Source organism: Streptomyces sp. NPDC059477 (genome assembly GCF_042749375.1).
Classification (GTDB): Bacteria; Actinomycetota; Actinomycetes; order Streptomycetales; family Streptomycetaceae; genus Streptomyces.
The window spans coordinates 32535-45105 of sequence record NZ_JBHYUG010000024.1; the positions used below are offsets into that span (position 1 = coordinate 32535).

At 71.4% G+C, this 12571-nt stretch carries 12 protein-coding genes; all 12 read left to right on the top strand.

Translation table 11 applies throughout. The annotated features are described in order from the left end of the window. Nucleotides 1–28: 28 nt before the first annotated feature. The 12 genes from ACFXAZ_RS15175 (at nucleotide 29) to ACFXAZ_RS15230 (ending at nucleotide 12566) form a co-directional block, all read left to right on the top strand. The gene (locus tag ACFXAZ_RS15175) at nucleotides 29–1663 is read left to right on the top strand and encodes an acyl-CoA dehydrogenase family protein (protein WP_384589989.1); all 1635 of its coding nucleotides are present in this window, start codon (nucleotides 29–31) and stop codon (nucleotides 1661–1663) included. Nucleotides 1664–2056: 393 nt separating this feature from the next. Beyond that, complete coding sequence (locus ACFXAZ_RS15180; RefSeq protein WP_384589992.1) at nucleotides 2057–3343, top strand: GAF domain-containing protein; 1287 nt, start codon at nucleotides 2057–2059, stop codon at nucleotides 3341–3343. An 86-nt stretch (nucleotides 3344–3429) separates the two neighbouring features. Then, on the top strand, nucleotides 3430–4701 hold the full coding sequence (locus ACFXAZ_RS15185; protein WP_384589995.1) for a hypothetical protein: 1272 nt from the start codon (nucleotides 3430–3432) through the stop codon (nucleotides 4699–4701). A gap of 81 nt (nucleotides 4702–4782) precedes the next feature. Continuing rightward, nucleotides 4783–5355 (top strand): GNAT family N-acetyltransferase, encoded by a 573-nt coding sequence (locus tag ACFXAZ_RS15190; protein WP_384589998.1) that lies wholly within the window; start codon nucleotides 4783–4785, stop codon nucleotides 5353–5355. Between the two features lie 126 nt (nucleotides 5356–5481). Then, nucleotides 5482–5565, top strand: coding sequence for a putative leader peptide (locus ACFXAZ_RS15195; RefSeq protein ID WP_309500612.1), 84 nt, complete (start codon nucleotides 5482–5484; stop codon nucleotides 5563–5565). Nucleotides 5566–5693: 128 nt separating this feature from the next. Further along, a complete protein-coding gene (locus ACFXAZ_RS15200; protein WP_384590001.1) occupies nucleotides 5694–7391 on the top strand; it encodes a nitrite/sulfite reductase in 1698 nt (565 codons plus the stop codon). Further along, the gene (locus ACFXAZ_RS15205; protein ID WP_384590004.1) at nucleotides 7388–7567 is read left to right on the top strand and encodes a hypothetical protein; all 180 of its coding nucleotides are present in this window, start codon (nucleotides 7388–7390) and stop codon (nucleotides 7565–7567) included. The genes ACFXAZ_RS15200 and ACFXAZ_RS15205 overlap by 4 nt, the downstream gene beginning before the upstream one ends. Next, on the top strand, nucleotides 7564–8274 hold the full coding sequence (locus tag ACFXAZ_RS15210) for a phosphoadenylyl-sulfate reductase (protein WP_384590007.1): 711 nt from the start codon (nucleotides 7564–7566) through the stop codon (nucleotides 8272–8274). The genes ACFXAZ_RS15205 and ACFXAZ_RS15210 overlap by 4 nt, the downstream gene beginning before the upstream one ends. 92 nt (nucleotides 8275–8366) lie before the next feature. Next, nucleotides 8367–8903, top strand: a complete 537-nt coding sequence (gene cysC / locus ACFXAZ_RS15215; RefSeq protein ID WP_384590010.1) for an adenylyl-sulfate kinase — start codon at nucleotides 8367–8369, stop codon at nucleotides 8901–8903. After that, a complete protein-coding gene (gene cysD / locus ACFXAZ_RS15220; protein WP_384590013.1) occupies nucleotides 8900–9832 on the top strand; it encodes a sulfate adenylyltransferase subunit CysD in 933 nt (310 codons plus the stop codon). Before cysC ends, cysD begins: the two co-directional genes overlap by 4 nt. A 2-nt stretch (nucleotides 9833–9834) precedes the next feature. Beyond that, on the top strand, nucleotides 9835–11169 hold the full coding sequence (locus ACFXAZ_RS15225) for a sulfate adenylyltransferase subunit 1 (RefSeq protein WP_384590016.1): 1335 nt from the start codon (nucleotides 9835–9837) through the stop codon (nucleotides 11167–11169). A 290-nt stretch (nucleotides 11170–11459) separates the two neighbouring features. Further along, complete coding sequence (locus ACFXAZ_RS15230) at nucleotides 11460–12566, top strand: aliphatic sulfonate ABC transporter substrate-binding protein (protein WP_384590018.1); 1107 nt, start codon at nucleotides 11460–11462, stop codon at nucleotides 12564–12566. The last annotated feature ends 5 nt before the right edge of the window (nucleotides 12567–12571 follow it).

The following is a 12571-nucleotide window of genomic DNA, read 5'->3' on the forward strand; positions in this document are numbered from 1 at the left end:
TCGCTACCTGACGGTAGGTTTAAGGATCATGGCACGCAGCACGCACACCGTCACCAACCAGCCACCACCGCTCCTCGGATACGACGTCTACGCGGCCGACCGCGCGCTGGTGGCGGCCGTCGAACGCCATCTCGCCCCGCAACCGCTGGAGGAGGCCCGCGGCGAGTTGTCGACCCTCGGCAGGAGCGCCGGATCCGCCCAGGTGCAGGAGTGGGGGGTACAGGCGAACGAGTATCCGCCGCGCCTGCGCACCCATGACCGGTACGGCCATCGGATCGACGAGGTGGAGTTCCATCCGGCGTGGCACCGGCTGCTCGGCAAGGGCGTCGGGTCGGGCCTGACGTCGGCCTGGACGCGACCCGGCGGGCAGGTGCGGCGGGCGGCGGCGTTCCTGGTGTGGACGCAGGTCGACGCGGGCAGCACCTGCCCGCTGTCGATGACGCACGCGGCGGTGGCCGCGCTGCGGGCCGATCCCGCGCTGGCCGCGGAGTGGGAGCCGCGGCTGACCTCGGAGATCTACGACCGGGGGCTGCGCCCGGCCCGGGAGAAGGCCGGGGCGCTGTTCGGGATGTGCCTGACGGAGAAGCAGGGCGGCAGCGACGTACGGACCAACACCACCATCGCGCGCCCCCTGGCGGAGGCCGGGACGTATCACCTGACCGGGCACAAGTGGTTCTGCTCGGCGCCGATGTCGGACGGCTTCCTGGTGCTGGCGCAGGCGCCGGGCGGGCTGACCTGTTTCCTGGTGCCGAGGGTGCTGGAGGACGCCAGCAGGAACGTCTTTCTACTTCAGCGGCTCAAGGACAAACTGGGCAACCGTTCGAATGCCTCCGCCGAGGTCGAGTTCGCCGGGACCTGGGCCCGCCGGGTCGGCGAGGAGGGGCGCGGGGTGGCGACCATGATGCGGATGGTCACCGCGACCCGGCTGGACTGCGCGCTCGGCTCGGCGGGCCAGATGCGGCAGGCGGTCGCGCAGGCGGTCCACCACTGCGCGCACCGGGGGGCGTTCGGCGGGCCGCTGCTGGATCTGCCGCTGATGCGCAATGTGCTGGCCGATCTGGCGCTGGAGTCGGAGGCGGCGACCACGCTGACCATGCGGCTGGCGGCGGCCTACGACGACGGGGGCGAGCAGGAGCGGGCGCTGCTGCGGATCGCGGTGCCGGCCGCCAAGTACTGGGTGACCAAGCGGTGCACGCCGATGGTGGTGGAGGCGGCCGAGTGCCTGGGCGGCAACGGCTATGTGGAGGAGTCGGGGCTGCCCCGGCTGGTGCGCGAGTCACCGCTGAACTCGCTGTGGGACGGGGCCGGGAACGTCCAGGCGCTGGACGTGCTGCGGGCGCTGCGGCGGGAACCGGACGCGCTGGACGCCTATTTGCGGGAGGTCGGGGCGGCGCGGGGCGCCGATCACCGGCTGGACCGGGCGATCCGGGACCTGCTGACCGAACTGGCCGATCTGGAGGGCGTCGAGGCGCGGGCCCGGCGGCTGGCCGAACGGCTCGCCCTGGTGCTGCAAGGGGCGCTTCTGGTGCGATACGCGCCGCCGGCGGTGGCTGACGCGTTCTGTGCGTCGCGGCTGGGCGGTGACGGGGGTGCGGCGTTCGGCACACTGCCCCACACGCTGCCGCTCGGGGAGCTGGTGGAACGGGCGATGCCGGTCGGCTGATCCGACCGGGCGTCCGGCCCCGTACGGCCTTGGCCCGGGCGGCTGCCCGATGCCGCCCGGCGGGGCGCACAGTGGCGAGGGTGGTGCTGCGCCGACACGGCACCACCCCCGCGACGCCGGCCCGGCAACGGGCCCACGGACGCCCGCAGGGGCGACGTGGTTCAAGTTTCAGCCACCGCAGGGTCGTTCACCAGGGTTGCAGAGGGTTGCAACTCTGAGCGCGTGTGTACCCGGACTGTGTCCGTCCGTTACCCATGGCCAGGCACTATGAACGGACAGGCACGAGGCAACGAACAGGAGAACGCGGCCGGAAAGCGTCGTTGACGGCGCTTGACATCCGGTGGCGGTACAGGGCTCTGCGGGAGGACACCAGTGGCGAAGGCGCCGACGCACATGACGCAACTCGCCGCCGTGGACGCGGCGCGCGCGGCTCGGATACTGCGCGAGGTGCGTGCCGCGCGGCTGGCCGGACAGCGCGCCCGGATCGCGCCCCGGCCGGTCATCGAGCAGTCCTGGGGACGGATGCTGCGCGGCGGCGTCGATCCGGACCAGCATTTCCGCCCCGGGCTGCTGGACACCGACGAGGTGCTCCGGCGCCGGGAGACCTCGCCGCTGCGGCATGTGCTGCCGGTGCTGCGCCAGGGCCTGCTGTCCGTCGCGGACACCGCCCGGCACATCATGGTGGTGGCCGACGAGGAGGGCCGGGTGCTGTGGCGGGAGGGCAGTTCCCCGGTGCTGCGGATGGCGGACGGGCTGGGTTTCGAACTGGGCGCCGACTGGCGCGAGGACGTGGTCGGCACCAACGGCGTCGGCACGCCCGTGGTGGTCCGGCGGCCGGTGCAGGTCTTCGCCTCCGAGCATTTCGTCGCGACCTGCGCCGAGTGGACCTGCGCGGGGGCGCCGATCACCGATCCGCGCGACGGCCGGCTGATCGGCGTGGTCGACATCAGCGGACCGCTGGAGACCATGCATCCGGCGACCCTGGCATGGGTCGACTCGGTGGCCAAGCTGGCCGAGGCCCGGCTGCGCGAACGCCACTGCGGCGAACTCGACCGGCTGCGCGCGGTGGCCGCGCCGGTGCTGGCCAGGCTCGGCGGCCGGGCCCTGGCGGTGGACCGGGACGGCTGGACGGCGGCGGTCACCGGGACGCCCTATCTCAGCCGGGTCGCGCTGCCCAGGACGTGCGCCCCGGGGCGGCGGACCGTGCCGGGGCTCGGGGTGTGCGTCGTGGAGCCGCTGGGCGACGGCTGGCTGCTGCGGATCGCCGAGGAGCCGCTGGACGAGGGCGGCTCACGGATCGTGCTGGACCTCACCCACGCGCGCCGCCCCTGCGTCGAGGTCTCCGGCGGCGCGGGCACCTGGAGCAGGGAACTGAGCCCGCGCCACGCCGAACTGCTCTATCTGCTGGCGACCCATCGGGCCGGCCGCAGCGCGGCGGATCTGGCCGAGGACATGTTCGGCGATCCGGGCCGCACGGTGACCGTCCGCGCGGAGCTGTCCCGGGTGCGGCGCTACCTCGGCAGCCTGCTGGAACATCGGCCGTATCGTTTCTGCGAACAGGCGGACGTCGAGGTGCTGCTCCCCGCCGACCCACACGATCTGCTGCCCTGCTCCACGGCCCCCGCGGTGATCGGCGCACGGCTTTTTGCTGCGTCTTCGTCCGCGAACCCGGGTACCTGACGTAGCATCCTTTCCGGGCCACCCCACCTGCGCCTCAGTCAACGTACGGATCATCAGGCGCAGTTGGCCCGGCCTCGGGAGGATCCATGAAGCAACGCGGCAGACACCGTCGACGCAGGCGGGGCAGGGCGCTGCGGGCCACCCTGGCCGGAGCGGCACTGGCGCTCACCGCCACCGCCACCATGATCAGCGTCTCCCAGGCCACCGGCACCGGCGACCCGGGCCCCCTGGAGCCGCTCACCTCCCTCGCCGCCACGGCCCCGCTGAACCTCGCCGAGGACCCGGTGCCCGGCGATTCCCTGAACCGGCTCAGCGCCTCCCTGGGCGACCCGGTCGGGGTGAGCACCGTCCTGGACGAGCCCGAGGGCGCCCTGCGCGACGCGGAGCACTGTCCTTCCGCCGACCGGGCCGCGCTGCCCGTCACCCCGGCGGCCACCCGCGCCTACTGCTGGGACCCGGCCGACACCCGGGGCTGGACGGCGGGCGCGGTCACCACGTCCGGCGACGCCGACGACGACGGCCGCTGGGGACAGCACAAGGTGATCCTCTCCGGCTGGTCCGCCGAGAGCGCCCGCACCGGGGACGATCTCGCCCGGGTCGCCTTCGTCGACGCCGACGACAGCGCCCGCCCCGACTACTCCTTCGCCCTGCTGGTCGTCCCGGACGACGACGGCCGCGACTACCAGGGCCTGGACTCCCGGCTGAGCGGAATGGTCTGGTACGGCGACAAGCTCGTCGTCACCGCCGCCGACCCGGACGCCGACGCGCTGTACGTCTTCGACCTGGACCGCATCCACCGCACCACGGTCAGCGAACCGGCCGTGGGCAAGGTGGCCGACGGCTGGTCGGCGGCCGGACAGCGGTTCGTGCTGCCCGCGGTGGCCGCCTATCGCGGCGAGGTCCACCCGGACGCCCTCTCCCTGGACCGCAGCACCGCGCCCGACACCCTGGTGGCGAGCGAGTGGGTGCCGGCCGACGCGGAGGGGGGCAGCAGGCTGTGGCGCTATCCGCTGACCGAGGACGCCCTGTCGGGTCCGCTGGAAACCGGCGCCGGCGGCCTGGCCGCGCCCGAGGAGGCGTATCGCACGGAGGCCACCGGGGTGCGCGGGGTGCTGGCGCACCGGTCCGGCTGGTATCTGAGCCGGCCCGCGGACCCCGACACGGACCGCGGCACCCTGTGGCGGCAGAACACCGACGGGGCGAAGGCCGCCGAGTGCGGGGCGGAGGAGTTCCGCAACTGCTGGAGTGGCTCGGCCGCGCCCCTGTCGTACTGGGCGCAGACGGGCGAACTGTGGTCCCAGTCGGACCACGCGCTCTTCGCCCTGCCGCTGGCCTCGGTGGACGACTCCCTGGGCTGACCGCCCCACCCGCATCCCGCCCGCATCCCGCCCGCACAGGCCGATCGACAGATCCGGCCCTCGGATGATTCCCTGGCCGGCATGAGCAACATCGCCGTGACCACCTGGTCCCTGGAGCAGACGGACCGGTCCGATCTGCTGCCCTCCGCCGCCCCCGAGGGCGATGTCCGGATCGTCCGCGCCGAGGTGCCCTCGCCGGAGTTCAGCCGCTTCCTGTACGCCTCGGTCGGCCAGGACATCCGCTGGACCGACCGGCTGAGCTGGACGTACGAGCAGTGGCGGGGCCAACTGGAGCGGCCGGGCGTGGAGACCTGGGTGGCCTACGAGCGCGGCACGCCCGCCGGGTACGTGGAACTGGCACCCGGCGACGACGGCGTGGTGGAGATCGAGTACTTCGGGCTGATCCCGGCCTTCCGGGGCCGGCGGATCGGCGGTCATCTGCTGGCGTACGGCGCCGCCCGCGCGTGGGATCTCGCCGAGCGCTGGCCGGGGCTCGCGGTGACCAAGCGGGTATGGCTGCACACCTGTAGCAAGGATGGCCCACATGCGATGGACAACTATCTGCGCCGGGGGTTCGCGCTGTTCGACACCAAGGTCGAGGAGGAGGCGGAGGTGCGGACTCCGGGTCCCTGGCCGGGCGCCTACCCTGCCTGACCTGCGCCGACAAGCCCCGCGGCGGGCCATGTGACCGATCACACCCTTGTCTCACCCTTCGAGACAAGGGTGTCCGCATCATGGATAATGCTGGACTGTGTCCAGAACGCCTGCCACGCTTCCGTCATGTCTGGAACTGGAATCGCCTTGGTGAGCCGACGGCACGTCGACCTCGGCCGTATGTCCAGCGCCATCTGTCCGGCCGGCTGACCGCACCAGCGCCGCCGTAGCCACCGCAGCACCCTCCCCCTTTGCGCAATGCCGCGCAAGCATGCCGCCATGCGCTCGTATGCGCAGGTCAGAGCTGCTTTCCGCCTGTTCCGAAGGACGTCTTCACCATGGCCGCCACCCCTGAGAAGCCCACCGCCTCCGCGCCCCGCCGCAAGGTGAGCCGTCACCGCGGCGAGGGCCAGTGGGCCGTCGGACATCACACCCCGCTGAACGGCAACGAGCAGTTCAAGAAGGACGACGACGGTCTCAATGTGCGGACACGCATTGAGACGATCTATTCCAAGCGCGGTTTCGACTCCATCGACCCCAACGATCTGCGCGGCCGGATGCGCTGGTGGGGTCTGTACACCCAGCGCAAGCCCGGGATCGACGGCGGCAAGACCGCGATCCTGGAGCCGGAGGAGCTGGACGACGAGTACTTCATGCTGCGGGTGCGCATCGACGGCGGCCGGCTGACCACCGCGCAGCTGCGGGTGATCGGCGAGATCTCGCAGGAGTTCGCGCGCGGCACCGCGGACCTCACCGACCGGCAGAACGTGCAGTACCACTGGATCCGTATCGAGGACGTCCCCGAGATCTGGAACCGGCTGGAGGCCGTCGGCCTGTCCACCACCGAGGCGTGCGGCGACACCCCCCGGGTGATCCTCGGCTCGCCGGTCGCGGGCATCGCCGAGGACGAGATCATCGACGGCACCTGGGCCGTGGACGAGATCCAGCGCCGGATCGTGGGCAACAAGGACTTCTCCAACCTGCCCCGCAAGTTCAAGTCCGCGATCTCCGGCTCCCCGCTGCTGGACGTGGCGCACGAGATCAACGACATCGCGTTCGTCGGCGTCGACCACCCCGAGCACGGCCCCGGTTTCGACCTGTGGGTCGGCGGCGGGCTGTCCACCAACCCCAAGATCGGCGTCCGGCTGGGCGCCTGGGTCCCGCTGGCCGAGGTGCCCGATGTCTACGAGGGCGTCATCTCCATCTTCCGCGACTACGGCTACCGGCGGCTGCGCACCCGCGCCCGGCTGAAGTTCCTGGTCGCCGACTGGGGCCCGGAGAAGTTCCGCCAGGTGCTCCAGGACGAGTACCTGGGGCGCCCCCTGCTCGACGGCCCGCCGCCCGCCCAGCCGGTGGCCCGCTGGCGCGACCACGTCGGCGTGCACCGGCAGCGGGACGGCCTGTTCTACGTCGGTTTCGCGCCGCGTGTCGGCCGGGTGGACGGCGCCACCCTCACCAAGATCGCCGAGCTGGCGGAGGCCCATGGCTCGGGCCGGGTCCGGACCACCGCCGAGCAGAAGATGATCGTCCTCGATGTCACCCAGGAGCAGGTCGACTCCCTGGTGGCGGGCCTGGAGGCGCTGGACCTCACGGTCACGCCGTCCCCGTTCCGGCGCGGCACCATGGCCTGCACCGGCATCGAGTTCTGCAAGCTCGCCATCGTCGAGACCAAGGCGCGCGGCGCCTCGCTGATCGACGAACTGGAGCGCCGGATGCCGCGGTTCGAGGAACCGATCACCATCAACATCAACGGCTGCCCCAACGCCTGCGCCCGTATCCAGGTCGCGGACATCGGTCTCAAGGGCCAGCTGGTCCTGGACGCCCATGGCGAGCAGGTCGAGGGCTACCAGGTGCACCTGGGCGGCGCGCTCGGCCTGGAGGCCGGTTTCGGCCGCAAGGTGCGCGGTCTGAAGGTCACCGCCGACGAACTGCCCGACTATGTCGAGCGGGTCCTCACCCGGTTCCAGGAACAGCGCGAGGACGGCGAGCGGTTCGCCGCCTGGGTCACCCGCGCCGGCGAGGAGTCCCTGTCATGAGCGAGCGCGCGGCACCCTTCTACTGCCCCTACTGCGGCGACGAGGACCTGCGGCCCAGCGAAGCGGGCCACGGGGCCTGGGAATGCGCGGCGTGCAGTCGCGCATTCCAGTTGAAGTTCCTCGGACTGCTGTCCCGGGGACTTCGGCACGACACCACGGGAGGGGACGGGATATGACCGCGCTGACGCAGGCCCCGACAACCGACGACCTCAAGGCGCTCGCCGAACGGGCGGGCCGCGACCTGGAGGACGCCCCCGCGCTGGAGATCCTGCGCTGGGCGGCGGACACCTTCGGCGAGCGTTTCTGTGTGACCTCCTCGATGGAGGACGCGGTGGTCGCCCACCTCGCCTCCCGCGCCCGGCCCGGCGTCGACGTCGTCTTCCTCGACACCGGCTACCACTTCGAGGAGACCATCGGCACCCGCGACGCCGTGGAGGCGGTGATGGACGTCCGGGTCATCACCCTCACCCCGCGGCAAACCGTCGCCGAGCAGGACGCCGAGCACGGCCCGAAGCTGCACGACCGCGATCCCGACCTGTGCTGCAAGCTGCGCAAGGTGCAGCCTCTGGAAGAGGGGCTGAAGGACTATCAGGCGTGGGCGACGGGCCTGCGCCGCGACGAGTCCCCGACCCGCGCGAACACGCCGGTGGTCGGCTGGGACGACAAGCGCCGGAAGGTGAAGATCTCCCCCATCGCCCGCTGGACCCAGGACGACGTGGACGCCTACGTCGCCGAGCACGGCGTGCTGACCAACCCGCTGCTGATGGACGGTTACACCTCCGTCGGCTGCGCCCCCTGCACCCGCCGGGTGCTGGAGGGCGAGGACGCGCGGGCCGGCCGCTGGGCGGGTCGCGGCAAGACCGAGTGCGGGCTGCACGGCTGACCATGACAGCGCCTTCGACGCATCCGACCCCCCTGACGCCCCCGGCGCCACGGACGACGCCCTCGCCGCATCCGACGAACCAGGAGATCCACGTGACGACCGGAGCCACCGTCTGGCTCACGGGTCTGCCGAGCGCCGGCAAGACCACCATCGCCCATGAACTGGCCGGCCGGCTGCGCACCGAGGGCCACCGGGTCGAGGTGCTCGACGGCGACGAGATCCGCGAGTTCATCTCCGCGGGCCTCGGCTTCTCCCGCGAGGACCGGCACACCAATGTGCAGCGCATCGGCTTCCTCGCCGAACTGCTCGCCCGTAACGGGGTACTGGCCCTGGTCCCGGTGATCGCGCCCTACGCCGACAGCCGGGAGGCGGTGCGCAAACGCCACCAGGAGGGCGGAGCGGCGTACATCGAGGTGCATGTGGCGACCCCGGTGGAGGTGTGCAGCGAGCGGGACGTGAAGGGGCTGTACGCCCAGCAGGCCGCCGGTGAGCTGACCGGGCTGACCGGCGTGGACGACCCGTACGAGGAGCCCGAGGCGCCGGATCTGCGGATCGAGTCGCAGCACCAGAGTGTGCGGGAGTCCGCCGCTTCGGTGTACGCCCTGCTGAGCGAAAGGGGACTGGCATGACGGCCGTGGCCACGGTGACGGAGACCGGAAGTCCGTACGCCCTCTCGCATCTGGACGCGCTGGAGTCCGAGGCGGTCCATATCTTCCGTGAGGTGGCGGGTGAGTTCGAGCGGCCGGTGATTCTGTTCTCCGGCGGCAAGGACTCCATCGTCATGCTGCATCTGGCGCTGAAGGCGTTCATGCCCGCGCCGGTGCCCTTCTCGCTGCTGCACGTGGACACCGGGCACAACTTCCCCGAGGTCCTCGCCTACCGGGACCGCGCGGTCGAACGGCACGGACTGCGGCTCCATGTCGCCTCCGTGCAGGACTACATCGACCGGGGAGTGCTGCGGGAGCGTCCGGACGGCACCCGCAACCCGCTCCAGACGGTGCCGCTGACCGAGAAGATCCAGGACGAGAAGTTCGACGCGGTGTTCGGCGGCGGGCGGCGCGACGAGGAGAAGGCGCGGGCGAAGGAGCGGGTGTTCTCGCTGCGCGATGAGTTCTCCCAGTGGGACCCGCGCCGCCAGCGCCCCGAACTGTGGAACCTCTACAACGGACGGCACGCCCCCGGCGAACACGTCCGAGTGTTCCCCCTCTCCAACTGGACCGAGCTGGATGTGTGGCAGTACATCGCCCGTGAGGGCATCGAGCTGCCGGACATCTACTTCGCGCACGAGCGGGATGTGTTCCTGCGCGGCGGGATGTGGCTGACGGCCGGGGAGTGGGGCGGGCCCAGGGACGGCGAGAGCGTCGAGAAGCGGCTGATCCGCTACCGCACGGTCGGTGACATGTCCTGCACGGGCGCGGTCGACTCCGACGCGACCACGCTGGACGCCGTGATCGCCGAGATCGCCGCCTCCCGGCTCACCGAGCGCGGCGCCACCCGCGCCGACGACAAGCTCTCCGAGGCCGCGATGGAAGACCGCAAGCGCGAGGGGTACTTCTAGCCATGAGCACCACGACGACCGAGGAACTCTCGGCCACCACGCTGCTGCGGTTCGCCACCGCCGGTTCCGTCGACGACGGCAAGTCCACCCTGGTCGGGCGGCTGCTGCACGACTCCAAGTCGGTCCTGTCCGACCAGTTGGAGGCGGTGCAGCGGGTCTCCGCGAGCCGGGGCCAGGACGGCCCGGACCTCGCGCTGCTCACCGACGGGCTGCGCGCCGAGCGCGAACAGGGCATCACCATCGACGTGGCGTACCGCTACTTCGCCACCACCCGACGCCGCTTCATCCTCGCCGACACCCCCGGCCACGTGCAGTACACCCGCAACATGGTCACCGGCGCCTCCACCGCCGAACTCACCGTCATCCTCGTCGACGCCCGCAACGGCGTCGTCGAACAGACCCGCCGCCACGCCGCCATCGCCGCCCTCCTGCGCGTCCCGCACGCCGTGCTCGCGGTGAACAAGATGGACCTGGTCCGCTGGGACGAGAAGGTGTTCGCGGCGATAGCCGAGGAGTTCACGGCGTACGCCACCGAACTGGGCGTCCCCGAGGTCACCGCGATCCCGATCTCGGCGCTGGACGGGGACAACGTGGTGGAGCCGTCCGCGCACATGGACTGGTACGGCGGCCCGACCGTCCTGGAGCATCTGGAGACCGTGCCGGTCAGCCATGATCTGGCGCACTGCCACGCGCGGCTGCCCGTGCAGTACGTGATCCGGCCGCAGAGCGCCGAGCACCCCGACTACCGGGGGTACGCCGGACAGATCGCGGCGGGCACCTTCCGGGTCGGCGACGAGGTGACCGTGCTGCCATCCGGGCGGAGCACCACGGTCAGCGGCATCGATCTGCTGGGCAGGCCGGTCGACGCGGCCTGGACCCCGCAGTCGGTGACGCTGCTGCTCGCCGACGACATCGACATCTCGCGCGGCGATCTGATCGTGCCCGCGGCGGACGCGCCGGCCACCACCCAGGACGTGGAGGCGACCGTCTGCCATGTCGCCGACCAGCCGCTGACGGTCGGGCACCGGGTGCTGCTCAAGCACGGCACCCGCACGGTCAAGGCGATCGTGCGGGACATCCCGTCCCGGCTGACGCTGGACGATCTGTCGCTGCACCCGCACCCGGGGCAGCTCGTCGCCAACGACATCGGCCGGGTCAAGATCCGTACCGCCGAGCCACTGCCCGCCGACTCCTACGCGGACTCGCGGCGCACCGGCTCCTTCATCCTGATCGACCCGGCGGACGGCACCACCCTCACCGCGGGCATGGTCGGCGAGTCGTTCGCCGCGCCCGAGCCGGTACGGGACGCCGCCGACGACGACGGATGGGACTTCTGACATGAGTGGGACCGAAAGAGGCCGGATCGAGATGGGTGGGGGCGGCTGACATGACGTCGACCGATTTCTTCTCCACGTTCGCGAAAGAGGGCGGTCGCGTCGGCAGCGGCACCCTCGGCAGCGGACAGGGCGGGGTGGCGCGATGTGCGTGAACCGTGCGACCTCCGCGATGCCCTGTCCGATGACCACCGCACTGCGCCACGCGCCCCGCGCGCGGCGAAAACCAGCCGACCTCCCGGCCACACCCTGAAAAGGCCGTGACCGCCGGGCCACCGAGAGGAACACCTCCCGTGCCTGCCAGAAACGCCCTCCGCCGCTCGCTCGCGGCGATAGCCGCGCTCCCGCTGCTCACCCTCGCCGCCTGCGGCTATGGCTCCGAGTCCACGGACAATGACACCACCGAGGTCGCGGCCGGGGCGGAGAAGATCGACGGTCTGGACTCGGTCCGGATCGGGTACTTCGGGAATCTGACCCACGCGACCGCGCTGGTCGGCCGCGAACAGGGCATCTTCCAGGACGAACTGGGCGCCACCAAGCCCGAGTACTCCACCTTCAACGCGGGCCCCTCGGAGATCGAGGCCCTGAACTCCGGCTCGATCGACATCGGCTGGATCGGCCCCTCCCCCGCCATCAACGGCTACACCCAGTCCGACGGCAAGAACCTGCGGATCATCAGCGGTTCGGCGTCCGGCGGCGTGAAGCTGGTGGTCAACCCGGACAAGATCAAGACCCTGGAAGACATCAAGGGCAAGAAGATCGCCACCCCGCAGCTCGGCAACACCCAGGACATCGCGTTCCTCAACTGGATCAAGGAACAGGGCTGGGAGGTCGACGCGGAGTCCGGCAAGGGCGATGTCTCGGTGGTCCGCACCGAGAACAGCGTGGCCCCCGACGCCTACAAGTCCGGTTCCATCGACGGCGCCTGGGTGCCGGAGCCGACCGCCTCGAAGCTGGTCGCCGAGGGCGCGAAGGTGCTGCTGGACGAGGCCACGCTGTGGCCGGACGAGAAGTTCGTGATCACGAACATCATCGTGTCGCAGAAGTTCCTCAGCGAGCACCCGGCGGCCGTGGAGGCCGTGCTGACGGCCGCGGTGAAGACCAACAAGTGGATCAACGACAACCCGGGCGAGGCGAAGGCGTCCGCGAACGCGCAGCTGGAGGCCGACACCGGCAAGCCGCTGCCCGCCGACGTGATCGACCCGGCGTGGGAGTCCATCCAGATCACCAATGACCCGCTGGCCGCCACCTTGAACACCCAGGCGGAGCACGCGGTCCAGGCCGGTCTGCTGGAGGCGCCCGACCTGACCGGGATCTACGACCTCACGCTGCTGAACAAGGTGCTCGCCGCCGAGGGCGAGGCCACCGTGGAAGACGCCGGGCTCGGCGTCACTTCGTAAGCCCC

Coding starts and splice junctions, on each gene's coding strand:
- ACFXAZ_RS15175 (WP_384589989.1), top strand. CDS start 29: ATGGCACGCAGCACGCACACCGTCACCAACCAGCCACCACCGCTCCTC.
- ACFXAZ_RS15180 (WP_384589992.1), top strand. CDS start 2,057: ATGACGCAACTCGCCGCCGTGGACGCGGCGCGCGCGGCTCGGATACTG.
- ACFXAZ_RS15185 (WP_384589995.1), top strand. CDS start 3,430: ATGAAGCAACGCGGCAGACACCGTCGACGCAGGCGGGGCAGGGCGCTG.
- ACFXAZ_RS15190 (WP_384589998.1), top strand. CDS start 4,783: ATGAGCAACATCGCCGTGACCACCTGGTCCCTGGAGCAGACGGACCGG.
- ACFXAZ_RS15195 (WP_309500612.1), top strand. CDS start 5,482: ATGTCTGGAACTGGAATCGCCTTGGTGAGCCGACGGCACGTCGACCTC.
- ACFXAZ_RS15200 (WP_384590001.1), top strand. CDS start 5,694: ATGGCCGCCACCCCTGAGAAGCCCACCGCCTCCGCGCCCCGCCGCAAG.
- ACFXAZ_RS15205 (WP_384590004.1), top strand. CDS start 7,388: ATGAGCGAGCGCGCGGCACCCTTCTACTGCCCCTACTGCGGCGACGAG.
- ACFXAZ_RS15210 (WP_384590007.1), top strand. CDS start 7,564: ATGACCGCGCTGACGCAGGCCCCGACAACCGACGACCTCAAGGCGCTC.
- cysD (WP_384590013.1), top strand. CDS start 8,900: ATGACGGCCGTGGCCACGGTGACGGAGACCGGAAGTCCGTACGCCCTC.
- ACFXAZ_RS15225 (WP_384590016.1), top strand. CDS start 9,835: ATGAGCACCACGACGACCGAGGAACTCTCGGCCACCACGCTGCTGCGG.